The sequence below is a fragment of the Desulfosoma profundi genome (assembly GCF_055387865.1).
The window spans coordinates 1,345,589-1,372,182 of record NZ_AP042420.1; the positions used below are offsets into that span (position 1 = coordinate 1,345,589).

Here is a 26,594-nt window from a genome sequence, read left to right on the forward strand (position 1 = left end):
ATGATGCAACTCTTTTTATGGAACCCCAATAAAAGTCAGTGGAAACGGTATCTTATAGGATGTTGCGTCAGGGGAATGGTTTGTTGCATATTGCATCGGACTGCCTTCCCGAGAACGTTCAACGCGGAGGTCAGGCAGCATCGGCTCGGGTTCGACGCAAAGGAGAGGACGTCGTCATGGTTTTTTTTCGCAAGACAAAGGACGATTCACAGGGGCAAACGACAAAGCTCGAGACGCTCCGCGCCGCCTTAGAAAAGGTGAATCTTCCGGAGCACGTGGAGCGTGTCGTGCTCAGAGAGCTGGACCTCTTGGAAAACTTGGACCCTTCCACAGCGGAATACGGCATCGGGGTGACTTACCTCGACTACTTGATCTCCTTACCGTGGTCCCAATTCACGGAAGATGATTTGCGGCTGGACCATGTGCAGGACGTCCTGACGGCCGACCACTACGGCCTTGAGCACGTCAAGGAGCGTATCCTAGAGTACTTGGCGGTTCGGACGCTGTGTTCCATCCAGCAGTTTCGTGTCCTCGTTGTCGATGACGAACAGATTGCGCGAACAAACCTGGAGTACATCCTGCGCAAAGAGGGCTACGGAGTCGATACGGCGGCCAACGGTGAAGAAGCCCTCCAAAAGATTAAAAGCCGCGGCTACGACCTCATCTTGACAGACCTCAAGATGGAAAAAATGGATGGACTGCAGCTTCTCGAGCACGCCCGCAGGGAAGCCCCACTGACGGAAACCATCGTCATCACCGGCTACGCCACGGTGCACTCCGCCGTTGCATCGTTGAAAAAGGGCGCCGTGCACTATCTTTCCAAACCCGTCAATCTGGACGAACTGCGCACTTTGGTGCGATCCATCAAGGAAAAGAAGCGCCATATGCAAATGGCCCGGGGTCCGGTTCTGTGCTTCTCAGGACCGCCCGGAACGGGGAAAACCTCTATTGGACGCTCCATCGCCAGGGCCCTCGGACGGCGCTTCGCCCACATGTCTCTTGCCGGCCTGCGGGACGAGGCGGAACTTCGAGGGCACCGGCGCACATATGTGGGAGCGATGCCGGGGCGGATCATTCAGGAAATCCGACGGCTGGGTGTGAGAAACTTTGTCCTCATGCTCGACGAGATCGACAAAATCGGGCAGGATTTTCGGGGGGACCCAGCCTCCGTGCTTCTTGAAATCCTCGATCCCGAACAGAACACCCTCTTTATGGACCACTACCTTGACGTTCCCTTTGACCTTTCGGCAACGATGTTCATCGCCACGGCCAACGTGGTGGAAAGACTCCCGGGGCCGCTCCGAGACCGAATGGAAGTGATTGATTTCTCAGGATATACAGAAAGAGAAAAGCTTCAAATCGCCCAGCATCATTTGATTCCCAAACAGCTTCGGGAAAACGCCTTGTGGGGGTGCAATGTGCATTTCACCGAAAGCGCCGTGCGCGCCATCATTCGAGATTATACGAGGGAACCGGGGCTCCGGCAGCTGGAAAGGGAAATCGCGGCCATCTGCCGCAAGCTTGCCCGCGCCTATGTTCAGGAAGTCAGGATCCTCGGAGAACCGGGAGTGATCGACGAGAGCGCCGTCCGCGAACTGTTGGGATCACCCCGTTACCAGCCTCTGGTCGCCGCGGCCAAGCCGCGGCTCGGCGTGACCACGGGATTGGTGTGGAGCGAAACCGGCGGAGAAATCATTTTTGTGGAAGCGACACGGATGCAGGGATCCCGCCAACTGATCCTCACCGGGTCTTTGGGAAGCATTTTAAAGGAATCTGCGCAAACCGCTCTGAGCTTTGTCCGAAGCTCCGCGAGAGACTTGGGTGTCGATCCGGACTTTTTCAAAGAGACGGACATCCACATCCACATCCCCGCAGGGGCCATCCCCAAAGACGGCCCCTCGGCAGGCGCGACCATCTGTTTGGCGTTGGTTTCCTTACTGACCCAACAGCCGGCACGTAACGATGTGGCCATCAGCGGGGAGATGACTTTGAGCGGTCGCCTGCTTCCCGTGAGCGGCATTCGAGAAAAGCTCTTGGCTGCCCAGCGGGCGGGTCTGCGCGTCGTGATTTTGCCGGAGGGGAACCTCCCCGAAGTTCACACCTTGCCCAAAGATGTTCTGGAAGGGCTGGAAATCATCACACTGGGAGAAATCCTGGAGGCCATTCCCCATGTCCTTGTGATGGAATCGGTCCCGGGACAACCCCGGGGAAGATGATCGTCTCACGTGGGATTTTGAGTCGAAACGTCGGGGTGCCTATTCCCTCATATTATACGTCTTGAGCTTGCGCCAGAGCGAGGCACGGTTGATGCCCAAGATCTCGGCGGCGCGTGTGCGGTTGCCTCGAACCTTTTTCAATACCCACAGGATGTATTCCTTCTCTGCTTCTTCCAGGGTGAGGAATTCGCGGAAGGGAGGTCGGCTCACCCTGAGGGTGATTTGCTGGAGATCAGGGGGGAGGTGTTCCGGGAGAATCGTGGAGCCTTGAGCCAAGGCTACCGCCCTTTCGATGATATTTTCCAACTCTCGGACGTTCCCTGGAAACTCGTAGCGCCACAAGATATTCATCACTTCCGGGGAAATATCGTGAACCTCTTTACCTTGGGCCGTGGCGGCTTTTTTCAAGAAATGTCGACAGAGCAGAGGGAGGTCATCTCTGCGTTCGGCAAGCGTCGGCACATAGAGGGTGACCACATTCAAACGATAGTAAAGATCCTGGCGGAACCTCTTGGCTGCCATCTCTTTGGACAAATCCTTGTTGGTCGCGGCCACAACCCGAATATCCACAGGAATCTCTTCCGTACCACCAACACGCAATAGCCGCTTGTCTTGGAGGACCCGAAGGAGCTTCACTTGCATGGATAAGGGCATATCGCCCACCTCGTCCAAGAAAATCGTCCCGCCCGAAGCGGCCTCGAGCAGCCCCGGCTTGGCACTGCGGGCCCCGGTAAACGCCTCCTTTTCATGGCCGAACAGCTCATTGGCAAGGAGTTCTTCAGAAAATGCGGCACAGTTGACGGCCATGAATCGTTTTCCCGCCCTCTGGCTCAAGTTATGGATGGCGCGCGCCACCAGCTCTTTGCCTGTGCCCGTCTCCCCGAGGATCAGGACGTTGCAGTCCGTGGGGGCAATCTGCTCGATCATCCGCTGCAACGCTTGAATCTTCGAGCTCCTGCCCACCAAAGCCACCTTGGTCGCCCCTTCGGCGACCTGTCGCCGCAGCTCCTGGACTTCTTGGTGGAGCCGTCGCCGCTCCAAGGCGTTACGGACCAAGTGGCGGACTTCGTCCAATTTGAACGGCTTGGGCAGGTAGTAATAGGCTCCTTTATGCATGGCCTCCACCGCCGAAGACACGCTGGCAAAGCCCGTGACAATGATCACTTCCGTCGTCGGGCTCAATTCCTTACAGCGCTCGAGCACCGCCATGCCCCCGAGGTTCTCCATGCGAAGATCCGTCAAGACCAAATCGAACGTCTGTTTTTCCAATTCACGGAAGGCCTTATCTCCGCTTTCGGCCAACACCACACGATAGCCTTCCTTCGAAAGCACATGGGCCAGGTTTTCTCGGGCGATGCGTTCATCATCCACGACAAGGATGTTCGCCGGCGTCATGCGTTGTCACCCTCACGCCCGGCAGGAGCCTTCAAAGGCAAGGTCATAGTGAACCGAGTGCCCTCGCCTACGTGGCTCACCACCGTGATGAATCCATGATGCTGCGCCACAATGCCGTAACAGATGGAAAGACCCAAGCCGGTTCCCGAACCGACTTCTTTGGTGGTGAAGAAGGGATCGAAGATCTTGCTGAGATTTTCCGGCGGAATCCCGCAGCCCGTATCCTCGACGCTGATGTAGACCTTTTCCCTTTCCGGATCCGTCCATGCCCGGGTGGTGATCTTACCCGTGGCCTCTTTCATGGCCTGAATCGCGTTCATGTAAAGGTTCAACAAAACCTGCTGCATCCGCTGGGGATCCAAAGGCACGATCAAGTCTTCGGGAATATCCATTTCCATGGAAATCCCGGCCGGCACCTGGCTGGACAAGAGTTTCCTCGTGCGCTCCACCAATTCCTTGAGCGCCGTCGGAATGATGGTGAATTCCTTGACACGGGCGAATTCCAACAGCCCTCGGACGATATCGCGGGCTCGACCCACCTCTTGTTCCACGTTGACCAAAAGCCGACGCAGAAAATCCATATCCCCGGAGGACAATTCTTCGAGAGCGATCTGGCACGATGTGGAGATCCTGAATCAGTGAAGTGTGATTGGGTGGACTGACGAGCATGGATTCGGAACCCATTTTGGAGGGCACCGATGCCCTGATTCAGCCACTTTTTCGGCTCATCGCCTTTTCAAGGCCTGAAAAGCCCTCATGACGATGCCATCTCAGACATTTTCGGACACACTTCACCCCCTTATGGCCAAAGGAGCTTTCAGGCTTTTGCGGCGGCGATCCCTACGCCGGGCAAAATTTGAGATAAACACTCCGAAAAGCGTGAAAAGCGGGACAATGCCGACCAAACTGGAGCTTGAGCCGACGAGCGCTTCGGATCACGCGCGCTGCCATATAGATCAGCTCCTGGATCACGGTCTTTATACGACGTCGCTTGGCCCGATGCCGTACGGGCGAAAAATGGTCCAGGAGCCCGTTTTGCCCCAGGATGCGCAAAATGTTGTAAGCCAGTCCGCCCAAGGTCAACACCAGCGCATTGGTGGCAAATTTTCCAGACGGCAATCGTTCCAAGTCCAGGTCGGACTTGATCTCACTGTGAAACTGCTCGCTCAGACCCCGATTCTCGTACAACCCGATGACTTCATCTTCAGGGACGCAAAGCGACGTCCACCAGCCCTCCAGTTTGATATCAGGCCGGATCAAGATTTGTCCCTTGCTATCCGATATCCTCTCGGTGACCCGGATCACCAGCCGAAACCGATAGGTTCTCTTTTCATGGTGTCGCGTCACCCACGTGCTGAAGACCGCCACTTTCTTGCCGGGCCGGGGCTCACTCACACGGCCTTCCCTGAAGGCCCGATCACGCCAGGAAAGGACGTCGGCCCTGCGCGGATTCCATTGGATGATAAAGCTCAGCTTGGGGTGTCGGCGAAGCTCCACAAGCGTTTCCAGGGCATCATGAGCCGCGTCCGTTCGCACCAAAAGGGGCTTGCAGGTCACCTTGCGCGCATGCACCAACACCTTACGCAAAAAGTCAACAAATCCGCTCTGAGAATGCTGAGACCCCGGGCGAAGCTCCAGGCCCACACACCATCCCTCCTGGCCAAGGTAAGCCCCGATCGGCGCATATCCGTCATAGTCCTGGTACGTCCGCGAAACCCCTTCTTTCTTTGTGTCGGAATTGTCCAGGCAGAAAACATCCAGGTCCAAAGGCACGTGCCCCGTGGAAAGCGCCGTCACGGGAACTTGGGTCCTCTCAAGCAGTTCTACGCTACTTGCGCCGGCAACACGTTCGAAAACTATCGCGTGCTTGTCCAAACGTTGCCGCAAAGTTTCTTGCGAAGGGACCTTCTGAATGTCCAGAGCCTCCTTGAACCAGTCATCTCCGGAAACGCCCGCAGCCGCTTCAAAGTCACTCTTGCCCAGACACAGAAGCCCCAAGTAGGTCTTGACCACATCCGCGTGCGAGATCATCGGTCGCCCTGGCACTTGCTTTTCCAACTGCTCGCACAGGCTCGTGTAGCCGTTGATCAGATTCCCCACAAGGGCCAAGCCTGCCTGCCCGCTGTAGAAAGCCTTCGAAGATTGTTCGATCTCAATTTTCTTCATGAGTGCACCTGCCGGGTGAAAATGTGACAGGAGGCACTATAGCATAAATGAGATGTAAATCCAATGAGATACCTAAAGTAAAATAGTTTTATGTATAGGCGCAATTTCACGGATTAAGGGAGATGTTATTGAGCGGATTGTTCAACTGATGAGCAATCCCGGACGTCAAAATCCCCAGGGAGGCAAGCTTCTTTGTCTGCACCAGTTGGTCTTGTCTACGCTCGAGCTCACTGATCATTCGGTTGAAAGCCTCTAGAACCTGCTGGGTCTCATCATGGGTCTGAGGCACCTCCACAGGCCGGAAGTCTCCATGGGCAATTTTCATCGTGCTTTGTTCGATAACGCGCAACGGCTTGATAATCTTTCGACTGACCAAAGGCATCAGAAATAGGCTGAAAACGATTAAGACGGTCAGAGAAAGCACCAGTTGGGTTTTCAAGGAACGGATAATGGCCAAAATCCGCTGCCTCTCGTAAGCCACTAATTCATTGGCAAGGTCTACGAGTTTCTTACCGCTGTCTCGGATGCCGTTCTCCAGAGCTTCCAGATCGCTCTGCGAGCCGTTTTCTCGAAGCTGTTTCATTAAAGTCTGATAGGTCATGAGTTCCCGATGGATGGCCTCCACGTGCACCGCCCCGTGCAGTCTGGGAACCTCCGGGGACGACGTGTGAATCATCGTCAGGGCTTTGTTCAGGTAATCTTCATTCTCCTGCAAGGCGTCTTCGAGTTGGTACAGGAAAAAGTTTTTCTCATAACGGCGCATTTCTAGAATAGCATTGCTGAGGTCATCAGCAAATTCGACAAAATGGATCTTTTTTTCGATATCAAGGAGATACTTGTATGATAGACCTCCGAGCACCACAACACATACGGTGAGGGCTACGAGGCCGTAAGCGATTTTTTGCCGTATGTTCAATTTACGCTTGAAAGGCAGGTCCACGAGTGCCCCCCTTTGTATCGGTTTTTGGCCCTTTATAGCAAAGTCTCAGGAAAAGAGGAACGGCAGGTGATCCGCAACAAGCCATCCGTGGCGCGTCGGGGTTAAGAAACCGTTGTGCCTTCGCACCAGACCTTCTGCCTCCATGGTGTGGACGACGCGGGCGGTCGCTTCACCGCAAACCGCCACGTCCAAGGGAACCCCCTCTCGGGTTCGAAAACCAAGGAGCAGTTGTTCCAAACGCTTCTGTTCAGGGGAGAGTTCCTCAATGAATTCAACGCACGGCGTCCCGTCCCGAAGGCTCGTCACGTAGCGGGAAACGGATCTCACGTTCGCCCAACGTCTCCTCCCGTCAAACGAATGGGCACCGGGACCCAATCCGAGATAGGGCACATGTCTCCAATATTTGGTGTTATGTCGAGACACCCAGGTCTCCGACCGGGCGTAATTGGAGATTTCATAGTGGAGGTAGCCTTTTTCCTGCAGGAAATCGGAAGTCTTTTCAAACCATTCGCGTGCCGCTTCCTCATCCAGAAGCTGCACTCGGCCGGTACGGACAAGACCGGCGAGCCGGGTTCCCGGCTCCAGAGTCAGCTCGTAACACGAAATGTGTTCCGGGCGGAAAGCAAGAACCTCTTCGAGCGTCTTCCACCACCGGGAGAGGTCCTGGCCCGGCAGGCCCCACATAAGATCCACTGTGAGGTTATGGCAGCCCCCTCGACGAAGGGTCTCGAGGGCCGCCAGGGCTCGGCCGGCCGTATGTCGCCTCCCCAGGATCTCCAACAAAGGATCGTCCAGGCATTGCACCCCCACACTTACCCGATTGATGTGCTCGTCCAACCACACAGATACCGATTCCCGACTTACGTCCTCCGGATTGACCTCCAGCGTGAGTTCGATATCCACAGCAAAGGAAAACCGCTCATGCAACCCTCGGACAAGCCGCTGGAGGACGTTCGGGGAAAGCAGGCTGGGCGTCCCACCGCCCAAATGAAGGGTATCAAAGGGACCGAAACGGTCTCGGAATCGATCCGCTTCCCGCAACATCGCTTCGACGTAAGCCGGAATCCAGCTCTCCTGCACCGTGGAATAAAAGCCACAGTAAGCGCATTTGCCTCGGCAAAAAGGCACATGGACATAAAGCCCCGCGCAGTCTTTCACGGACGTCGACCTCCCCCTCACTCTTTGTCCGTTTTCAACACGGCCACAAAAGCGCTCTGGGGAATGGACACCGAGCCCACCATTTTCATGCGTTTTTTCCCCTTTTTCTGCTTCTCCAAGAGCTTGCGCTTTCGCGTAATATCCCCGCCGTAGCATTTGGCGGTGACATCCTTGCGGAAGGGAGAAATGGTCGAGCGGGCGATGATCTTTCCGCCCACAGCCCCTTGAATGGCGATCTTAAATTGATGTCTGGGGATTTCTTCCTTGAGCCGATCGCACACCTGCACGGCCCATGGCCTGGCCCGGTCCCGATGGACGATGAGGGACAAGGCGTCCACCTTTTCGCCGTTGACCAAAATGTCCAGCTTCACGAGGTCGCTGGATCGGTAGCCAATCCATTCGTAATCGAAGGATCCATACCCCTGGGTGACCGTCTTGAGCCGATCATAAAAATCGTAGATGACTTCCGCCAAAGGCATGTCAAAGACGATTTCCACCCGGCCGGGACTGGGAACACTGAACCGCGGATTTTCGCCTCGCTTTTCCGTGCACAACTTCATCACCGCCCCCATGTATCGATCCGGGCACAGCACGCTTGCTCGAATAAACGGTTCTTCCGTAGCCTTGATGTGCACAGGATCGGGGTAGTACTGCGGGTTCTCCACCGTGACCGTCTCTCCCGTGTCCAGTGTGAATCGGTACTGAACGCTGGGAATGGTCATGATTATGGATTGGTCGTACTCGCGCTCCAACCGTTCCTGAACGATTTCCAAGTGGAGCAATCCCAGGAAACCGCAGCGAAAACCTTGTCCCAGCGCGGCCGATGAATCCTTTTGGTAAACCAGCGCCGCATCGTTCAGTTTGTATTTTTCCAAGGCATCCTGAAGGGACGCATAATCGTCCGAGGACACGGGATAGATAGAGGAAAAAACCACGGGTTTAACTTCCCGAAATCCCGGCAAAGGTTCCGACACGGGATGGTCATCCGACGTGATCGTGTCCCCAATGCGCACATCGCTCACCGTCTTGATGCCGGCAATGATGTAGCCCACTTCCCCAGCTTCTAGAATCCGACGGGGTTCCCGCTTCAGCCGGAAAAAGCCGACCTCTTCCACTTTGTACACGGCGCCGTTGGAAAGAAATCGGATACGATCCCCCGTCCGGACGCAGCCGTTGAAAATTCGGCAGGCCACCACAGCCCCCCGAAAGGGATCGTACTGGGCATCAAAAACCAAGGCAGCCAAAGGATTCGAGGCATCGCCCTGAGGCGCCGGGATGCGCTCCACAATGGCCTGAAACACCTCATGGATCCCGAGCCCCTCCTTGGCTGAACAGAGCACGGCCTTGTCCGCATCCAGACCCAGTTCGTTCTCAATTTCTTCCTTCACCCGGTCCACATCGGCCGAAGGCAGGTCGATCTTGTTGATGACGGGCACAATGGTCAAATCATGTTCCATCGCCGCATAGAGGTTGGCCAAGGTCTGGGCCTCCACGCCTTGAGAAGCATCCACCACAAGAAGAACCCCCTCACAGGACGCCAGAGCCCTCGAGACCTCGTAGGAAAAATCCACGTGGCCGGGAGTATCAATCAGGTTCAACTGATACGTCTCGCCGTCGGCTCCCGTGAAAGGAAGGGTCACCGTGTTGCTCTTGATGGTGATCCCACGCTCTCTTTCCAAGTCGAGGGTATCCAGGATCTGATCCCGAAATTCCCGCTCCTCCACAAGGCCTGCCGCTTGGATGAGCCGATCGGCCAGCGTGGACTTGCCATGGTCAATGTGGGCGATGATGCTGAAATTTCTGATATGCTTCATGAACTGATCTTTCCTTGCCTTTTAAGGTCCATAGAAGAGGCCGATCACGGCTCCGGTCATGCAGGTCGCCAAGGTGCCTGCGACAATGGATCGCATTCCAAGTTGCACAATTTCGGAACGTCTCGACGGGACCATGGCCCCGAGCCCGCCGATCATGATTCCAAGAGAACCCATGTTCGCAAAACCACACAAGGCGTAAGTGATGATGAGTCGAGCTCGCAAGGTCAATGTCTGGGCCGGAACGTGGGCCAAATCCAGGTAGGCGAGAAACTCGTTCAGAATCGTTTTCACTCCCATAAGACGTCCGGCTACGAGGGCTTCATCCCACGACAGCCCCATCAACCACGTCAACGGCGCCATGACGATCCCCAGCAGGCGCTGGAGCGTCCAAGGGGTTTCGCCCCACGACGGGAGAAGGCCCAAAACGGCGTTGACCACGTGCACCAAAGCCACGAAAACAATCAGCATGGCCAGAATGTTGAGGAAAAGGGACAAGCCCGCCATGGTGCCTTGAGCGATCGCATCCATGGCGCCGCGGGCTTCAGAGCGCATCTTTACCGCTTCTCCCGCGGTGTCCGCCGCCACACCGCTTGGCGGCACCATGAGTTTGCTCACCACCACCGCCGCAGGGGCGCTCATGATGGAAGCGACAAGCAGATGGCCCATGACGCCGGGAATCGCCCGCTCCAGAAGGCTGGCATACAAGACCATCACCGTCCCGGCGATGGTGGCCATGCCCGCGGTCATCAACGTGAAAAGACCACTGCGGGACATTCCTTCCATGTAGGGCCGGACAAGGACGGGCGCCTCCACCATGCCCACAAAGATGTTCGCACAGGTGCCCAAGGCTTCCGCTCCACCGAGTCCCGTGGTCCTTTGCAGGCACCACGCCAGACCTTTGACCACCGCCGGAATTACCCCCCAGTGGAAAAACAAGGTCGACAAGGCACTCATCACAATCACCAACGGCAAGCCGCGAAAGGCCAAAATGTAGGCAGTCTCCGGCGACGCGGTTTCAAAGGGAAGGGGCCCGCCTCCGAGATACCCGAACACGAGGGTCGTTCCGGCTTCTGTCGCCCGGGAAAGAACGTCCACCGCACGGTGTAGAATGAAAAACAGCTTTTGAACCGCCGGCAGGTGGATCATCACCCATGCGACGGCCAGCTGCAGGAGAAGACCTCCCAAAACGGCCCGCCAGGCAACTCGGCGCCTATTTTCCGAAAAACTCCAGGCTATCAGCATCAAAACCCCGAGACCGACGGCGCTTTGGATGCGAAGCATGCCACCCCCCTCATGAGTCTTCATCCGATGACGCCATGCTATTGGCACAAAAGCCGTGGGAGCAATCCGCCGCTCCCGAGCCTTCCGGGGGAAATCCCGATGCGCGCGATGAGCTGGAGCTCTCTCCATTGGAGTTTCGCCCGGTCGCTGAGTCCACAACCCAGGTGCGAGATTCCCGAACGGCTCGAATCGTGTGCCCCGGACATTACCAAGGGCGCTCGTCCCCGGTCAACGCATCCCACGGGGGCGACGTTCGGTGAAAACACAAGTCAACACATTGGGTGATTTCAAGATCAGAGGGGATGAAAAAAAGCCTCTCACAAAAGAAGAGATTCCATAAAACTCACGACGATCCCGCTCAGGGGCCCTTCGGTCGCTCCGCATGGGCGCACGCCGCAATCCGTGTGATCTCACAAATCGGCTTCAGAGGATCCAAGGGGATGCCCCGGGGGGATATGCATTCCTGCACAAGATCCTACGGGAAGAGGTCTTTCGCGCTGACCACAAGATTTCCGCAGAGGTCATCCGGGCTCCGGGTCCCAGGGCTCGAGCCCACGGATCGGCACTCCGGCAGGCCGAGCCTCCATATTGAACTTTCTCGAAGGGACACCTGTCACTAGACTCACTCTTTATCCGATTTCATGAAAATCATTGATTCATGTTCGTCGATGTGGAAAAATCTGCAGGCGATCCGGCCGGCCTCTTCAAAGACCGCGGCAGGACGTCGGCCATTGGGTGGAGTTCCGTATACGACGGAGGGTAGACGATGAAAAAAGTGACCATTGTGGGATGCGGCGCCTATATGGACAGCGGTTACGGCTGCTCGGGGGAGTGGCGATGTCTCAAGGCAGCGGCCTTGGGTGAAGGAAAGTTTGACGAACCGGTCCATGTGACGTCGTTCGTTCGTTGCGAATGCCCCGGTCGATCGACAGTTCCTAATGTCGGGGTGGCCATAAAGATGTCAAACATTCAACCGGACGTCATTTATCTCAGTTCGTGCCTGGCCAATGCCAAACCCGGTTGCCCCTATGCCACGCCGGAGCAGATGGCCGAAATGCTCCAGAGCAAATTCGGCGTACCGGTCATTCTCGGCACCCATGACTATCACTGACATTTCACCCCGCCTGATGCGTCCCGGGGCGTCGCCCCGGGACTTCCCTCCCTTCAGAGGATCAGTCGTTCCGCCGTCGATCAACTCAGGCTCCATCCCCACATAGACACCGGCGGAAATCGGTTCCGGCGACCTTGGAAAAAGATTGCGCCCACGTCCCGTCCTCGCCTCCATTTCCACGACGAACCCGACCGCCCATGACGTGCTGGCCCGCCGGCAACTTTTCCTCCACCCCGGAAGACGCTCCCCGCTCCCCTCCCCCTCCCGCATGCGGCTCAGGGCGGTCATCCCACCGGTAGTTTTTTCTTCTTCCATGTTATGTTTTCTCAACATCTTTACCGGAGACCAAGGCAACTCAATGGGACCAATCTTGGAAAGGAGGCGATCATGGCCATGATTCAGGTGGATCTCCACAGGTGTGATCGGGACGGAACGTGTGCGCGGGTGTGCCCCGTGGGGATCCTTGCGGTGGATCCGGAATCGGGACCCAAAGTGCGACGGGGTATGGCCCCGTTGTGCATTGCATGTGGCCACTGTGTGGCCGTGTGCCCCAATGGGGCCTTGGACCATGTGAGGGCACCTCGGGCGGCCCAAAGTCCGCTCCCCCGCTTTCCCGTCCTCGACCCCGATACGGCGCTCCTTTTTCTTCGCTCGCGGCGATCTATCCGCTGCTACCGATCCGAAACCGTTTCTCAAGATCTCTTGGAAAAGCTTCTTCAAGCGGCTCGCTACGCGCCATCGGGGCATAATTCCCAAGGACTGACCTTTACGGTGGTCACATCTGCGGAAGCCATGGCCGCCGTGCGGGCCATGGTGGTCCAGTGGATGCGCCGTCTTGTGGAAGGCGGTTCGACCCTGGCCAAGGAATGGCACATGGCGGGGATCCTTCGCACTGCCGAAAGAGGCGGCGATCCCATTCTGAGGAATGCGCCTCATTTAATTGCCGCCTCGGCACCTCACAGCCACCGGGCGGCCCGTGTGACCTCCATTCTTGCTTTGGAATACGTGGAACTCTACGCCACCGCCTTGGGCCTGGGGACCTGTTGGGCGGGATACGTCAACGTCTTTGCCGCGGAAGGCCCGGAGCTCGCGCAGTTTTTGGGGCTTCCTGAGGATCACAGGATCTTGGGATGCCTGATGGCGGGGTATCCCGAGGTCACCTATTGTCGGTTGCCGGAGCGCAACGCTTTGGACGTGCGTTGGCGGGGGAGCGTTTCATGATTTGTGCATTTTGTGCAAAAAAGACTTGCACAATGATTCCGGGCGATCTAAGGTGCACCCCGCAGGGTCCAGCGGAGCCCCGGTCGCCTTCGCGATGCCCCCCTTTGCCGGTATGCACCCGCTCCCAAGGATGACCGCCGTGGGCGATGCCTTCCCCCCTCGGGACCGTCGAAGCGGGGTTTTTGGGGTTCGAAAGATCGCGGGCAACGGGCAGTAAAACCGCTCCTCCGCTGGTCGCCGTGGACGCGTCCCAACGGGCCGTTGCGAAGCCTCAGCCCGCGTTCATCCGACCCCCTTTAAAGACGGTCCCCGAAAAGCTTTCGGGCACACGACCGAAAACAGGACGTGGCCACCTTTGTGGGGTGTCGAGGTCCACTTCTGTGAGTACGGCGTCGGCCGTCAACCCTGGGGGCGCGCGCGTGGTCCGAGCGGCGGAGCACGGGCCAAATTCAGCGTGGTGCCGTCTTCAGGGGGTGACGCAAGAGCTCCTGAACCGGAGCGCCCTTTGGTCCGGCAGGCTTCGTTGGTCCACGGGGGCTCGTGCGAGCCTCCGCAAAAGCCTCACCGGTTCCCAACTCCAGACGCACAGGGAGGAAAGCGCATGCAGGAACAGCCCATTGGATCAATCATGGTCGTTGGAGGCGGTATTGCCGGCATTCAAGCCACGCTGGATTTGGCCGACTCCGGTTACAAGGTCATACTTGTAGAAAAAACCTCGGGCATCGGCGGGGTCATGGCTCAGTTGGACAAGACCTTCCCGACCAATGACTGCGCCATGTGAATTATCGCCCCCAAGCTGGTCGAGGTCGGCCGCCATCTCAACGTCCAACTCCTCACCCTCTCCGAAGTCACCGAAGTTTCCGGTTCTCTAGGACATTTTCAGGTCACCGTCCATCAAAAGCCGCGCTATGTGGACATGGACAAGTGCATCGCCTGCGGGCTGTGCGCCGAAAAATGTCCGAAAAAAGTGGATGACCCTTTCAACATGGGTCGCGGGAAACGCAAAGCCGCCTACATCAAGTACGGCCAAGCCGTGCCCTTGAAATATGCCATCGATGCCGCCCACTGTCTTTACCTCACCCGAGGCAAATGCCGGGCGTGCGAGAAGTTCTGCCCCACGGGCGCCATCAATTTTCAGGACACCGACAAAACCTTCACCGTGGATGTGGGAGCCGTCATTGTGGCCCCGGGATTCGAGGCCTTCGATCCTTCCGGTTTGGAAATGTACGGCTATGGTCGCATCCGTGATGTGGTCACCAGTCTGGAATACGAGCGTCTCCTGGCCTCCAACGGTCCTTACATGGGCCACCTCGTCCGTCCATCGGATGAAACCGAACCTCGCCGGATCGCCTGGATCCAATGCGTGGGTTCTCGAAATATCCATCAGTGCAGCAACGCCTACTGCTCCAGTGTCTGCTGCATGTATGCCATCAAACAGGCTTTGGTCACCGCGGAACACTGCACCGGTGACGACCTGGAGCAGGCGGTCTTCTACATGGACATGCGCACCCATGGGAAAGATTTCGAGCGCTATCTCGTGAACGCCCAGGAGAGGGGCCTTCGTTTTGTGCGGACTCGGCCGCACAGCATTGAACCGGGACCTCACAACAAGGGGGCAGTGATCCAGTACGTGGATGAGGACGGGCATCCGGTCACGGAGTTCTTTGACTTGGTTGTCCTTTCCGTCGGCCTCGAAGCCCCCAAAGACGCCGAATCCCTCGCCGCAGCCCTCGGCATTGAGCTCACCCCCCACCGGTTTGCCCAAACCGGCGGATTCGACCCCGTGACCACAAATCGACCCGGGATTTACGCCACAGGGGCATTTCACGGACCAAAAGCGATACCCCATGCCGTCACACAGGCGTCCACTGCGGCGGCGGAAGCTGCCCGCGCCTTGCGGCCGGCCCGGGGACGTCTCGCGCGCACCAAAACATACCCGGCCGAGCATGACGTGGGGAATCTGGAGCCGAAAATCGGCGTCTTTGTGTGTTCCTGCGGCATCAACATCGCCAACACGGTGGACGTCAAAGCTGTGGCCGAATACGCCAAAACGCTCCCCTACGTGGCCCACGTGGAAAACAATCTCTTTACGTGTTCTGCGGACACCCAGACCCTGATCGCTCAAAAGATCAAGGAATTGGGCCTGAACCGTATCGTCGTCGCTGCCTGCACACCCCGCACCCATGAACCCTTGTTCCAGGACACTCTGAGGGAGGCAGGACTCAATCCTTTTCTGGTGGAAATGGCCAACATCCGGAACCAAAATGCCTGGGTCCATCAGCAGGATCCTGGGAAAGCCACGGAAAAGGCCAAGGATCAAGTGCGGATGGCCGTTGCCAAAGCGGCGCTCAACGCCCCCCTGAGTCGACTACGGGTGAACGTCATCCAGAGGGCCATGGTGATCGGCGGGGGAGTCGCCGGCATGAATGCGGCCCTCTACTTGGCGGACCAAGGCTTTGATGCTGTCCTGGTGGAAAAGGGTGCACGTTTGGGGGGAAATGCTTGGCATCTTTTGGAAAACGACCAAGGGCAGCCGGTTCGGCCCATGTTGGAAGATCTCATCCGGCGTGTGGAAGCGCATCCGCGGATCACAGTCCTGAAATCGGCTCGTCTCCTATCGGTGGAGGGATCCATCGGGAGCTTCCGAAGTCGCGTGGAGGTGGACGGAACAGAGCTTGAGATTCTTTACGGGGCGGCGGTCGTGGCCACGGGCGGCCGAGAGGCCCAACCGGACGAGTACCTTTACGGCCGGGACCATCGCGTGATGACCCATTTCCAATGTGACGCCCTGCTCGCCCAAGATCCCGAGAAGATCCGCACGGCAACAAGTGTGGTGTTTATCCAGTGCGTGGGGTCCCGGGAACCGAGGCGCCCGTACTGTTCCCGGCTCTGCTGCACCCACACGGTCAAAAGCGCCATCCGCATGAAGACCTTGAATCCGGATCTCGATGTGACCGTCCTGTACCGCGACATGCGTACTTACGGGATGCGGGAAGAACTTTACCAAAAGGCTCGGGCCCTGGGTGTGTTCTTCATCCGGTATTCCTTGGACACCAAGCCTCAGGTCTCTGTGGGTAACGGCGCCCTGCACATCGATGTGTTCGATCGGATTCTCGGGAGGAACCTTCGCCTCTGCGCCGACTACGTGGTCCTCGCCGCTGCGGTAGACCCCGCCCCTTCGCAGGAGCTGGTGGATCTTTTCAAGTGCAGCGTCAACGCCGACGGCTTCCTGACGGAAGCCCATCCCAAACTTCGTCCGGTGGACTTGACGGTAGACGGTCTCTATGTGGCGGGCTTGTGTCACTACCCGAAGCCCTTGGATGAAACCATCGCCCAAGCACGAGCCGCCGCTTCCAGGGCCGCCGTCGTGCTTTCCAAAGAGGAGATGGAGCTGGATGCCATCAAGTCGTACGTCACGGAAAAGTGCGACGGCTGTGCGTTGTGTCTGGACGTGTGTCCCTATCAGGCCATTCATTTGGAGGATGTTGTGGAGGGATCCATCCGCCGAAAACGGATCCGCACGGATCCCGCCTTGTGCAAAGGTTGTGGCCTCTGTGAAGCCACGTGCCCCAAAGGGGGGGTGTTGGTTCACGGGTTCACTCTGAACCAATTGGAAGCCCAAATCGACGCGCTGTTGGCCTAGGCGCTGGGAGGAGAGTGTCCATGAACGATTTCGAGCCGATCATTGTGGGGTTTTTGTGCAACTGGTGTGCTTACGCAGGGGGCGATCTGGCCGGTGTGTCTCGCCTCCAGTATCCCCCGAACATGCGGCCCATCCGGGTCATGTGTTCCGGTATGGTCCATCCGGACCTCATCGCCAAGGCCTTGCTCAAAGGGGCCGACGGCGTCCTGGTCATGGGCTGACACCTGGGCGAATGTCATTACCTGGACGGTAATCATAAAGCCTTGGCCCGAAGTCATGCCGTTCGCATCGCCTTGGAGAGTTTCGGGATCGATCCCGAAAGGTTCGCCATCGAATGGGTCTCTTCGGCGGAAGCACCACGCTTCGCGCAGCTGGTGACGCGGTTCATTGAAAAAATTCGAGCTCTCGGCCCCAATCCCCTAAGAGGGCACGCGGCAAGCTCTGCCCAGTCCGCCTGAGAGGAGGAGCGAGGATGAAAACCTTTTTCCATTTGCTCCAAGAGGTGATCAAGCCGGGACTCTGCCATCGGTGCGGCGGATGTGTTTCTGTGTGCACCTCGGTCAACTACGGCGCCTTGGAGATCGGCGAAGACGGCCGGCCCCGTTATAAAGACGTGGAAAAGTGCATCGAATGCGGGCTGTGCCATGCCGTATGCCCCGAAATCCTCGAACTGGACCCGGAAACCCGCCACCGTCTGAGTTGGAGCGCTCCCATCGGGCGCGTGCTCAGCTCGGGAGTCGGGCGGGCCCTCGACCCCGAAGTGCGCCGCCATGCCGCGGACGGCGGGTTGGTGACAGCCCTTTTGCTCCATCTGTTTCATACGGGTCACATCGACGGGGCCATCGTCACCAGGCAAACCGGACGGTATGAGCGGGAACCGTTTCTGGCCACATCGCCCGAAGAGATCAGGGAAAGCGCCGGCTTTTTTTTCGATACCAGCCATGGGATTGTGGGGCTCGGCGACGCCTACATGGCCCGATCCAGCGTGGAAGCCCTGAAGCCGCTCATGACCAAGGGGCTGCGCCGAGTCGCTTTGGTGGGCACCCCCTGCCAGATTCAAGCTTTCCGACGTATGGAGACTTTAGGGGTTATGCCCTCGGAGTCCGTAGCCATCTGCCTTGGCCTCTATTGCTCAGGAAATTTTCTTTTCGATGCGGTTCATCGTGAGCAACTGGCTCGATGCGGCCGCTTTTCCTGGGATGATGTCCTGAAGATCAACGTCAAAGAAACCTTTCAGGTCCACCTGAAAGACGGCACGACTCGGCGCTTGGACCTGCATGTCTTAGAGCCTCTCAAACGTCATGCGTGTCGCTATTGTGAGGACTACAGTGCGGAATTTGCGGACATTTCTTTCGGCGGACTGGGGGCCCCGGAAGGTTGGACCGCATATCTTGCACGAACACCGAAAGGCAGGGCGGCCTACCTGGATGCCCGCGGTCGATCTCTGGAAGAGATGGATCGGCGGCAGGATCCCGCCGTGTCCGAAAAAGTCCTGGAAGCCGTGATGCAGGCGGCGGCGCGCAAGCGGGCCGAAGCCAGAGTCCATCGCCAAGAATTGGGTAAGCCTGTGATTGTCGCGCTGTGAATCGTCGGGCCATGCCCACGAGGAGGACCACCGATGCCAGTGACCGTAGCCAGCGAATGGCTCAATTCATGTTCAGGATGTGAAATTTCCCTGGTCGATTTGGGAGAACGACTCCTGGATGTGCTCAATCTTGTAGATTTTGTCCACATCCCCGTTCTGTTGGACCACAAGTATTTCGGCCAGACTGGAGAAAAAGGCCACGTGGACATCCCTGCAGCGGATGTCGGGATCATCAGCGGGGGGATAAGAAACGAGGAGCACAAAGAAATTGCCGCCCACATGCGATCCCGCTGCAAGATGATCATCGCTCTGGGAACGTGCGCCACGCATGGCGGCATCCCCGCTTTGGCCAACAGTTTCCCTGTCGGCGATCTTCTGGAACGGTGTTTCAGCACCGAAACCACCGATGAGAACCCGCGGACCTTTCAAGCGCCTGTGCCTCAGCTGCTGGACGTCTGTTCCGCCTTGGACGAGCATATTGCCGTGGATCTCTACATCCCGGGATGTCCACCTCACCCGGATCAGCTCTACTCGGCGCTCACGGCTCTGGTGCAGGGAAAAACACCGGATCTTCCCTCAAAGAGCGTTTGCGACACCTGCCCGACGGTGCGCGAAGGCAAGGGGAAACTCACCACGCTGCGGCGTTTTCTCCAAAATGTGCATTACCGAAGCCCGGACGAACCCTTAGACAGGATGCGTTGCCTCTTGGAACAGGGCTTCTTGTGCATGGGGCCTGTGACTCGGGCCGGCTGCGGAGGGGACGGCATCACCCCACGGTGCATTGCGGCTCGGGTGCCTTGTCGAGGCTGTTATGGACCGGTGCGCCATGACGGCAATCCCATGCTGGACATGCTCAACGCCCTGGCATCCAACGGCATCGACGTGAAATCACTGCCCGAATTCCCTTCCCTCCTGCGCTTTGCGGGAGGTCACCGTCTGCTTCGTCCATCAAAGCGGCGAAAGGAGATCTAGCTCATGAGTCGAGAGATCCACATTCAACCCATCACGCGCATCGAAGGGCACGCCTCCATCCAGATTCAGCTGAACGATGCCGGGGAGGTTCGAGATGCGCGGGTCAACATCATGTCTCTCAGGGGATTCGAGAAATTCATCGAGGGAAAACCCGCTGAAGAAGTCCCCCGGATCGTCAGCCGTATTTGCGGCATTTGTCCCTGGATGCATCACCTGGCCTCCAACAAGGCAGTGGATCGGTGCTTCGGCGTCACCCCACCACCGGCCGCCCAAAAACTGCGGGAACTGATGCAGACCATCGCCCATGCGGAAGACAAGCTCTTGCACTTTTTCTTCCTCGCCGCGGCGGATTTCGTTATCGGCCCCGATGCCGACTATTCGGTGCGAAACGTCATCGGTATCGCGAAAGCCCATCCCGAACTGGCCCAGAAAGTGGTCCAGATGCGGCACCGCGCCAAGATGATTCTGGAACGATTCGCCGGAAAGGCGATTCATCCCATCGCGGGTGTGGTGGGAGGTTTTTCCAAACCCATGCGGGAAGACGAGCGGAGGGAAATCCTCGCCCAAATGCACGAGCTTCTGGATTTTGCCCTGTTCACCCTGGATTTCGCCAAGACCACAGTTTTCCCGCCTTACATGGAGACGATCCAGTCCTTAGGCGTCATCCGCACCGGATTCATCGGCACGGTGGACGACACGGGTGCCTTGAACCTTTATGACGGGCGAATCCGTTTGATGAAACCCGACGGGAGCTTCCACGAGTTCGACGTGCAAGACTACGCCGAATTTCTGGGCGAGCACGTGGAACCCTATTCCTATGCCAAAATGCCGTACGCCAAAGTCTGGAATGAGGGCTTCTCTTTGGACGAGACCCAACCCCGAGGGATTTATCGATCCAACACGTTGGCGCGGATCAATGTGGCAGACCGCATCGCTACACCCCGTGCGCAAGCGGAATTGGAGGAATTTCGAGAAAAATTCGGCCGGCCCGCTCAAGCGACCCTGCTTTATCATTGGGCCCGACTCATCGAAGAAGTCTATGCCTGCGAACACGCCATCCAATTGTTGGAAGACCCGCAGATCTGTGACCCTCACGTGCGAACCGAGGTGCAGCCCCGGGCCGGGCGCGGCGTCGGGAGTGTCGAAGCCCCGCGCGGAACCCTCATTCATGATTACTCGACGGACGAAAATGGCTTGATCACCCGGGCGAATCTCATCGTGGGAACGACCCACAACATCGCCCCCATGAACCTGAGCGTGAAGCAGGCGGCGAAGTCCCTGATCCATAAAGGCGCTGTGGATCAGGGGTTATTAAACCGCGTGGAAATGGCGGTAAGAGCCTACGATCCCTGAATTTCCTGCGCCACCCATCGCCTGGACGGCGATCCGGCCATCCGCATCACCATCACCGACGCGACCGGCACCCCCATCGTGCGCTGGCCTCAGGGAATCCACGACTGAACCCTCAAAACGTCAGCCGCAGGGACACGAAGGCCTTCCTTAGTCCCTGCGGCGTATGTGCTCACCCGCAAGCCAAAGTCAGCGTGCCGGCCGTCTTTTCGTCTGGGTTTCGGGAGGGTGATCCGAAAGATGAGCAAGGCCGGCAGCACGATGAGACCCCAGAGGCCGATCCGACTCACTTGCTCCGGACTGAGGACGTCCCCCCATGTGCGGAGGACTCCCCACGTGGGATCCAAGCTTGCCGCTTGACGGTAAGCTTCCCTGGCCAATTCTTGGTGACCACGGTCGGCGTAAATCTTCCCCCGCACCGAAAGAGCACGGGCCATGGCAGCGGGATCGTCATGAAGGCTGAGCACCGCAGCCACATCCCGCTCCGCTTCCGCCACGCGCCCCAGTTCATAGAAAACTTCCGCCCGATAACCGAGAATGTCGCTCCGACGGGGTTCCCAGGCCTCGGCCTGATTCAGATCGGCCAACGCCCTTTCCCACTGCTGTCGTTTTGTGGAAACCAGGGCGCGAAAAAGCAAGCCGCGAACATCCCGCCCCCCCTTTTCCAAATAAGCCGTGAGGTCGGCGTTGGCGTCTTCAAGCTTTCCCTGGTAGTAGTAGATGGTGCCGCGTTCCCTGAGGGCTTCCACCAAGCCGGCGTCCATAGCCAAGGCTTCCGAGTACAAAGCCGCTCGACGATACATGATGGAATCCTTGCGGGCCTTTTCGAAAAGATCCGCAGCGGTCTGCATGGTGTGGCCGGAGTGCACTCCGGCACAGAGCAAGAAAATTGACATGGTCATCCACGTGACACGGCGCATGTTGAAATCCTTTCCCGCATTCGGTAGAGGCGCGTGAAAATCCCGCTTCATCTTTGAAATCGGAATGTCGCCTGACAAACATAAATGTTGTTCGGACAGCTAGCAAGTCCAGTGCCGGGCATGGCTCCAAACATGGCGGCCCCTCCGGACAAAATCATGCCGGCCATTTTGCAGGCGGCGGGAACGCCGTCCCACCTTTCGGCAGAGTCCCGCATCGGCGCTTTGTTCCCCATGCGGCATATGTTAAGAGGACGTGAAGTGCCCATGAGACCTGCACTCGAATGGAAAGGAGCACCCCATGATTGGATCGCCCCTCATAGCTTCCGACACTTACTGGGTCGGGGTTAACGACCATGAAACCGATCTCTTTGAAGCCCTGTGGCCTCTTCCCTATGGCATTTCCTACAACGCGTATCTTGTGGTGGACGACAAAGTGGCCTTGATCGATGCCGTCAAAGGTCATTTTCTCGCAGAACACCTTCGGAAAATCCGAGACGCCTTGCCTTCGGGAAAATCCGTGGACTATTTGGTGATCAACCACATGGAACCCGACCACACAGGCGCCGTGGAGATTCTGCGCTCCGTGTTTCCGGAAATGACGCTCGTGGGAAACAGAAAAACCCTTGAAATTCTGGAGGCTTTCTACGGCTCCGGAAACCCGTGCCTTCGAGTGGAAGACGGCGAGGTTTTGGATCTGGGGACCCACAAGCTTCAGTTCCATTTGACGCCTATGGTGCACTGGCCCGAAACCATGATGACTTTTGATTCCACCACAGGCGTCCTTTTCTCCGGTGACGCTTTCGGTGGCTTTGGCGCGGTGGATCAGGGCCTTTTTGACGATGAAATTGACCTCGATCTCATGCAAGGTGAACTGCTTCGTTATTTCACCAATATCGTTGCCAGGTACGGCCAGATGGTCCTGAAAGCCATCGACAAACTGCGTGGTCTCTCCATCACTGTGGTTGCCCCGACCCACGGCACCGTATGGCGCCGCGATCCGAAGCTGCCCATCGCGCTTTACGGGCGGTGGAGCGCCCAAGAAGCGGAGCCGGGCGTTGTGGTGGCTTATGGGTCCATGTACGGCCACACGTATCGACTCGTAGAGGCTGCGGCACGGGCTTTGACGGAGCACGGTTATGCGCCCATCGTGCACGATGTCGCACGAACCCATGCGTCATACGTCATTGCGGACATTTGGAAATGCAAAGGTCTGCTCCTCGCCTGCCCGACCTACAACACGGGCCTGTTCCCGCCCATGGAATCCCTTTTGGCGTTGTTGGAAAACAAGCTCCTGAAGCATCGGCTCTTGGGCATTATGACGAGCTATGCTTGGGCGGGCGGCGCGCGCAAGGCTTTGGAGGCTTTCGCCCAAAAATTATCCCTTGAGGTCGTGGAACCCATTGTGGAAGTGAAAGGGGCAGGGACACCTCACGATATGAAGAATTGCGCCCTCCTGGCGGCGAACCTGGCCACACGGCTTTCAGCATCCGGCGCCGCACGTCCTGAACTCGGGTGACCTCAGCGGCGGTTGTGCCGCCCATCCCAGATCCCCGGGAATGAGCGGTTGGCAACGGACACCGACGCTTCATTCAGGTGCCGCACGGGCAGGTTTCTTGCGTGAACCCGAAGCGCAACCCCAAACGCCAGGCCGTGTCCAAGGCCGCTTGGATTTCTTCTGCGCTGGGTTTGCGATCCAGGGGAGGAGTCTGCAGAGCCTTGTGGGCGGGGAAATACTGGTCCATAAGGCTCACCCACACTTCCTTGCCCAAAGCTCGGCGAAGAAATGAAAGACACTGCACAGTCTCTGACAAATCCCCTGGCAAAACCAAATGGCGGACCAGGAGCCCGCGCACGGCCACACCGTCGCTGTTGCACTGCAACGGCCCTACCTGGCGCCACATGGCAAGGAGGGCCCGCCGGTTCTGCACCCCATAGTCAGCTCGGCCACAGCACCGTGCCGCCGCTTCCGCAGAAGCGAATTTGATGTCCGGCAGGTAGATGTCGATGATGCCCTCCAATTCGCGGATCAGAGAGACCCTTTCGTAGCCGCTGGAATTGTACACGACGGGAAGCCGCAAACCCCGCTGTGCCGCGATGATCAGGGCCTCGACAAATTGGGGCATCTGATGCGTGGGCGTCACCAGATTGATGTTATGAACGCCGCGGCGCTGGAGTCGAAGCATCTTTTCGGCCAGCTCCTCCGGGGACATCACCCGGCCGACGCCCAATTGACTGATGGGATAATTCTGGCAAAAAAGGCAGCGCAAGGTGCATCCGGAGAAAAAGATCGTGCCCGACCCCCGGGTGCCGGCTATGGGCGGTTCCTCCCAAGGATGCACACTGACGGCCGCCACTTTGAGACGCCCGTCCGTGCGGCAGAAACCCAGCTGCCCAGACAGTCGGTCCACCCCGCAGCGGCGGGGGCAAAGGTCACAGGCTTTGAGCCGCTCTTTGAGAGCCGCCGCCTTGGCTTGCAGGGTACCCGAATGGAGTGCGCGAATGTATGCGGGGATGGCCTCTTGCATCGTCTCACCCTGTCGAGAGCATATTTTAGTGAATTTCGCAGAAGAAGGAAGATGACATGGACAAGGACACCCCCACGGCCCGTGAGATGACGATCCGCCACTTCCAGGACATAGCCCGAACCAACCGATTCGCGGAAAACGCTTCCATTCCTCATGACACCGACTTTTGCCTCGTGTGTCGTCCAGACCGATGCGGTGAGGATCCGTTCAAGGTTTATGTGGATGTCATCGCGAAATGTATTCCTGTCCGCAGGCCGCGTCTGGACGCCGACCTTGTCGAAGCCATCCGTGAGGACCTCCAGTGGGCCGGCCAAACTGTATCCCTCACCGTGGAAGACCTTCTGACCCGGAGGTCTTCGGCCTTAGAGGCTTTCCGCCTTTGGGTGCGCAACGCTCTGGAAACCGGCTTGGAATTGCTGTCCGTTCATAGTCCCACCAGCCTGGCTTTTTCTTTGGATGACGTGGACGGACAGCCGGAAAGAGAGGCTTTTGTCGAGGCGTGCATTCAGCACATCATGGATACCATTCTCTCGCCAGAGCATCCGGGTGACAAAAATCAGCCCGAGTAGACCTCGGTGCGGTTTCTCCCGTTTTCCTTGGCACGATACAGCGCCGCGTCCGCGGCGGCAACGAGGGTCTCGAGGGTCACACCGTCAGCCATGCCGGCCGCTATGCCGGCCACCCCGAAGCTCGCCGTGAGGCGGACCGGTCCTTTTGGGGTTTCCAGCGTCGTGTGGGCGGCTAAGAGCCGCAACCGCTCGGCCACGATGACCCCCTGGTCCACACTCGTTTCCGGGAGGACCACGACGAACTCTTCACCACCGAAGCGGGCGGCCCAGTCCAAACCCGCCCGAAGAGAGCCTCGCAGGAGAGCGGCGAAATTTTGGAGCACCTGATCGCCCGTTTGGTGTCCGTAGGTGTCGTTGATCTTTTTGAAATGGTCGATATCCGCCATAACCACAGCAAGAGGGCGCCCGTGCCGACGGGTCGCCCGCAGGACTTTAGGGAAATGTTCATTGAAGTACCGACGGTTGTAGAGCTCCGTCAGGGGATCGGTAATGGACAAACGCTCCACCTCTTCCGTACGCTTCTTGAGTGTCGCTTCCAGGTCTAATATGCGCCGGGCGGTTTTCAGTCTCGCGGCAAGTTCTGAAGGATGCACCGGCTTGACGAGGTAGTCGTCGGCCCCCGCTTCTAATCCTGCCACGATGTCATCGATGGCGTCCTTGGCCGTCAGCAGGATCACATAGACGTACCCGGGATATGATCGACATCGCACCGTGTGACAGAAGGTGATCCCGTCCATCTCCGGCATCACCCAATCCGTGATGACCAGAGGGCAGAACTCGTGGTCCAGTAAATCCAGAGCCTTTAAGCCATTGTTCGCATGGTGCACCACATAGCCCAAAGGTTCCAGCACCGACTGGAGTCGCATGGCCTGGGTCACGCTGTCTTCCACGATGAGGACCCGCCGTTCATTGCTCATGCAGATTCTCCCCCATCACCAATTATGCTTTCTGTTCAAAATATTGCGGGTAGAGCCGCCGCGCACATTCGGGGCATAGGCCGTGGCTGAACGTGGCCTTGGAACGATCGCCGATGTAGCGCTCCAAATGCTGCCATTCCCCCGATTCATCCCGGATTTTCTTGCAACCGGCGCAAATGGGAAGGATCCCTTCCAGTGTTTTGATGGTTTCCAAAGCCTCTTGGAGCTTTTTGTTGGCCTGTTCCAATTCGCGGGCTTTTTGGAGGGCGCTCTCGTATGTCGAAAAGAGGAGGTCAAGGATCTGGATGCGATCGGATGTGATGAAATGGCGGCGATCGGCAAAATACACCTCCAAGCCCATTTCCGTGCACACACGATGACGCAGCTTGCGGTTAATGAGGATGTACTGGATTCGGGCAAGCAAAAAATTTTCCTCGTACGGCTTGGTGATGAAGTTATCGGCCCCACATTCCAAACCTCTGAGGATGTCTTCGGGCTCGGAAAGTTGTGTCACCAAAATGACGGGGATGTCCGCCATATTCTTATCGCTTTTGACACGTCGGCAGAATTCGTAACCATCCATTTCTGGCATCACGATGTCGCTGATGATGATGTCCGGCCGGATCGTCCGCAGAGCCTCCAAAGCCTCCGTTCCGTTTTGAGCCGCTGTCACCTCACAGCCGTTCTTTTCCAAAAAGTCTTGAAGGTAAACGGCCTGGGTGAGACTGTCTTCCACAATCAGGATATGGACCTTTTCTTGAACAAGAGACAGTTTACCATTCATGCTAAAAATCCTCTCCATGCGCCTGAA

The 26,594-nt window shown here is 57.6% G+C and carries 21 protein-coding genes; 10 read left to right on the forward strand and 11 right to left on the reverse strand.

What is annotated here, in order from left to right:
• Positions 1–176: 176 nt before the first annotated feature.
• The gene (locus ACZ5K9_RS05835) at positions 177–2,216 is read left to right on the forward strand and encodes a S16 family serine protease (RefSeq protein WP_464273486.1); all 2,040 of its coding nucleotides are present in this window, start codon (positions 177–179) and stop codon (positions 2,214–2,216) included.
• A 39-nt stretch (positions 2,217–2,255) separates the two neighbouring features.
• Here the strand turns inward: ACZ5K9_RS05835 and ACZ5K9_RS05840 are convergent, their stop codons facing one another.
• From ACZ5K9_RS05840 to ACZ5K9_RS05870, 7 genes are all read right to left on the reverse strand, one after another.
• Positions 2,256–3,611: a sigma-54-dependent transcriptional regulator gene (locus tag ACZ5K9_RS05840; RefSeq protein WP_464273487.1), complete on the reverse strand. Its 1,356-nt coding sequence runs from the start codon at positions 3,609–3,611 to the stop codon at positions 2,256–2,258.
• A complete protein-coding gene (locus ACZ5K9_RS05845) occupies positions 3,608–4,192 on the reverse strand; it encodes a sensor histidine kinase (protein ID WP_464273488.1) in 585 nt (194 codons plus the stop codon). Before ACZ5K9_RS05845 ends, ACZ5K9_RS05840 begins: the two co-directional genes overlap by 4 nt.
• 259 nt (positions 4,193–4,451) lie before the next feature.
• Positions 4,452–5,777, reverse strand: a complete 1,326-nt coding sequence (locus ACZ5K9_RS05850) for an IS1380 family transposase (RefSeq protein WP_464273489.1) — start codon at positions 5,775–5,777, stop codon at positions 4,452–4,454.
• Between the two features lie 106 nt (positions 5,778–5,883).
• Complete coding sequence (locus ACZ5K9_RS05855) at positions 5,884–6,717, reverse strand: HAMP domain-containing protein (RefSeq protein WP_464273490.1); 834 nt, start codon at positions 6,715–6,717, stop codon at positions 5,884–5,886.
• A gap of 45 nt (positions 6,718–6,762) precedes the next feature.
• Positions 6,763–7,875 carry a radical SAM family heme chaperone HemW gene (gene hemW, locus ACZ5K9_RS05860; RefSeq protein WP_464273491.1) on the reverse strand — a complete coding sequence of 371 codons (1,113 nt, stop codon included), beginning with the start codon at positions 7,873–7,875 and terminating at the stop codon, positions 6,763–6,765.
• 17 nt (positions 7,876–7,892) lie between these two features.
• Positions 7,893–9,689 carry a translation elongation factor 4 gene (gene lepA / locus ACZ5K9_RS05865; RefSeq protein WP_464273492.1) on the reverse strand — a complete coding sequence of 599 codons (1,797 nt, stop codon included), beginning with the start codon at positions 9,687–9,689 and terminating at the stop codon, positions 7,893–7,895.
• A gap of 21 nt (positions 9,690–9,710) precedes the next feature.
• Entirely contained in the window at positions 9,711–10,970 is a 1,260-nt protein-coding gene (locus ACZ5K9_RS05870) for a NupC/NupG family nucleoside CNT transporter (RefSeq protein ID WP_464273493.1), read from the reverse strand.
• Positions 10,971–11,736: 766 nt separating this feature from the next.
• Between ACZ5K9_RS05870 and ACZ5K9_RS05875 the strand changes: the two genes are divergently transcribed.
• The 7 genes from ACZ5K9_RS05875 (at position 11,737) to ACZ5K9_RS05905 (ending at position 20,855) form a co-directional block, all read left to right on the forward strand.
• Entirely contained in the window at positions 11,737–12,081 is a 345-nt protein-coding gene (locus tag ACZ5K9_RS05875; RefSeq protein WP_464273494.1) for a CGGC domain-containing protein, read from the forward strand.
• A 387-nt stretch (positions 12,082–12,468) separates the two neighbouring features.
• A complete protein-coding gene (locus ACZ5K9_RS05880) occupies positions 12,469–13,302 on the forward strand; it encodes a nitroreductase family protein (protein ID WP_464273495.1) in 834 nt (277 codons plus the stop codon).
• Between the two features lie 601 nt (positions 13,303–13,903).
• Positions 13,904–16,945 carry an FAD-dependent oxidoreductase gene (locus ACZ5K9_RS05885; RefSeq protein WP_464273496.1) on the forward strand — a complete coding sequence of 1,014 codons (3,042 nt, stop codon included), beginning with the start codon at positions 13,904–13,906 and terminating at the stop codon, positions 16,943–16,945.
• Positions 16,946–16,965: 20 nt separating this feature from the next.
• Positions 16,966–17,403: a hydrogenase iron-sulfur subunit gene (locus ACZ5K9_RS05890; protein ID WP_464273497.1), complete on the forward strand. Its 438-nt coding sequence runs from the start codon at positions 16,966–16,968 to the stop codon at positions 17,401–17,403.
• A 14-nt stretch (positions 17,404–17,417) separates the two neighbouring features.
• Positions 17,418–18,530, forward strand: a complete 1,113-nt coding sequence (locus ACZ5K9_RS05895; RefSeq protein ID WP_464273498.1) for a Coenzyme F420 hydrogenase/dehydrogenase, beta subunit C-terminal domain — start codon at positions 17,418–17,420, stop codon at positions 18,528–18,530.
• 33 nt (positions 18,531–18,563) lie between these two features.
• A complete protein-coding gene (locus ACZ5K9_RS05900) occupies positions 18,564–19,502 on the forward strand; it encodes an NADH-quinone oxidoreductase subunit B family protein (RefSeq protein WP_464273499.1) in 939 nt (312 codons plus the stop codon).
• Positions 19,503–19,505: 3 nt separating this feature from the next.
• A complete protein-coding gene (locus ACZ5K9_RS05905; protein ID WP_464273500.1) occupies positions 19,506–20,855 on the forward strand; it encodes a Ni/Fe hydrogenase subunit alpha in 1,350 nt (449 codons plus the stop codon).
• 89 nt (positions 20,856–20,944) lie between these two features.
• On the opposite strand, the gene ACZ5K9_RS05910 is transcribed toward ACZ5K9_RS05905, so the two are convergent.
• Positions 20,945–21,772, reverse strand: a complete 828-nt coding sequence (locus ACZ5K9_RS05910; protein WP_464273501.1) for a tetratricopeptide repeat protein — start codon at positions 21,770–21,772, stop codon at positions 20,945–20,947.
• Positions 21,773–22,070: 298 nt separating this feature from the next.
• On the opposite strand from ACZ5K9_RS05910, the gene ACZ5K9_RS05915 reads away from it, so the two are divergent.
• Positions 22,071–23,288: an FprA family A-type flavoprotein gene (locus ACZ5K9_RS05915; protein ID WP_464273502.1), complete on the forward strand. Its 1,218-nt coding sequence runs from the start codon at positions 22,071–22,073 to the stop codon at positions 23,286–23,288.
• Positions 23,289–23,361: 73 nt separating this feature from the next.
• On the opposite strand, the gene ACZ5K9_RS05920 is transcribed toward ACZ5K9_RS05915, so the two are convergent.
• Entirely contained in the window at positions 23,362–24,297 is a 936-nt protein-coding gene (locus ACZ5K9_RS05920; protein WP_464273503.1) for a radical SAM protein, read from the reverse strand.
• A 56-nt stretch (positions 24,298–24,353) separates the two neighbouring features.
• Between ACZ5K9_RS05920 and ACZ5K9_RS05925 the strand changes: the two genes are divergently transcribed.
• Entirely contained in the window at positions 24,354–24,866 is a 513-nt protein-coding gene (locus ACZ5K9_RS05925; protein ID WP_464273504.1) for a hypothetical protein, read from the forward strand.
• On the opposite strand, the gene ACZ5K9_RS05930 is transcribed toward ACZ5K9_RS05925, so the two are convergent.
• Entirely contained in the window at positions 24,854–25,783 is a 930-nt protein-coding gene (locus ACZ5K9_RS05930; protein ID WP_464273505.1) for a diguanylate cyclase, read from the reverse strand. The genes ACZ5K9_RS05925 and ACZ5K9_RS05930 overlap by 13 nt on opposite strands.
• 22 nt (positions 25,784–25,805) lie before the next feature.
• Positions 25,806–26,567, reverse strand: coding sequence for a response regulator (locus ACZ5K9_RS05935; protein WP_464273506.1), 762 nt, complete (start codon positions 26,565–26,567; stop codon positions 25,806–25,808).
• Between the last annotated feature and the right edge of the window lie 27 nt (positions 26,568–26,594).

Coding starts and splice junctions, on each gene's coding strand:
- ACZ5K9_RS05835 (WP_464273486.1), top strand. CDS start 177: ATGGTTTTTTTTCGCAAGACAAAGGACGATTCACAGGGGCAAACGACA.
- ACZ5K9_RS05840 (WP_464273487.1), bottom strand. CDS start 3,611: ATGACGCCGGCGAACATCCTTGTCGTGGATGATGAACGCATCGCCCGA.
- ACZ5K9_RS05845 (WP_464273488.1), bottom strand. CDS start 4,192: ATGGATTTTCTGCGTCGGCTTTTGGTCAACGTGGAACAAGAGGTGGGT.
- ACZ5K9_RS05850 (WP_464273489.1), bottom strand. CDS start 5,777: ATGAAGAAAATTGAGATCGAACAATCTTCGAAGGCTTTCTACAGCGGG.
- lepA (WP_464273492.1), bottom strand. CDS start 9,689: ATGAAGCATATCAGAAATTTCAGCATCATCGCCCACATTGACCATGGC.
- ACZ5K9_RS05870 (WP_464273493.1), bottom strand. CDS start 10,970: ATGCTTCGCATCCAAAGCGCCGTCGGTCTCGGGGTTTTGATGCTGATA.
- ACZ5K9_RS05875 (WP_464273494.1), top strand. CDS start 11,737: ATGAAAAAAGTGACCATTGTGGGATGCGGCGCCTATATGGACAGCGGT.
- ACZ5K9_RS05880 (WP_464273495.1), top strand. CDS start 12,469: ATGGCCATGATTCAGGTGGATCTCCACAGGTGTGATCGGGACGGAACG.
- ACZ5K9_RS05895 (WP_464273498.1), top strand. CDS start 17,418: ATGAAAACCTTTTTCCATTTGCTCCAAGAGGTGATCAAGCCGGGACTC.
- ACZ5K9_RS05900 (WP_464273499.1), top strand. CDS start 18,564: ATGCCAGTGACCGTAGCCAGCGAATGGCTCAATTCATGTTCAGGATGT.
- ACZ5K9_RS05905 (WP_464273500.1), top strand. CDS start 19,506: ATGAGTCGAGAGATCCACATTCAACCCATCACGCGCATCGAAGGGCAC.
- ACZ5K9_RS05910 (WP_464273501.1), bottom strand. CDS start 21,772: ATGCGCCGTGTCACGTGGATGACCATGTCAATTTTCTTGCTCTGTGCC.
- ACZ5K9_RS05915 (WP_464273502.1), top strand. CDS start 22,071: ATGATTGGATCGCCCCTCATAGCTTCCGACACTTACTGGGTCGGGGTT.
- ACZ5K9_RS05920 (WP_464273503.1), bottom strand. CDS start 24,297: ATGCAAGAGGCCATCCCCGCATACATTCGCGCACTCCATTCGGGTACC.
- ACZ5K9_RS05925 (WP_464273504.1), top strand. CDS start 24,354: ATGGACAAGGACACCCCCACGGCCCGTGAGATGACGATCCGCCACTTC.
- ACZ5K9_RS05930 (WP_464273505.1), bottom strand. CDS start 25,783: ATGAGCAATGAACGGCGGGTCCTCATCGTGGAAGACAGCGTGACCCAG.
- ACZ5K9_RS05935 (WP_464273506.1), bottom strand. CDS start 26,567: ATGAATGGTAAACTGTCTCTTGTTCAAGAAAAGGTCCATATCCTGATT.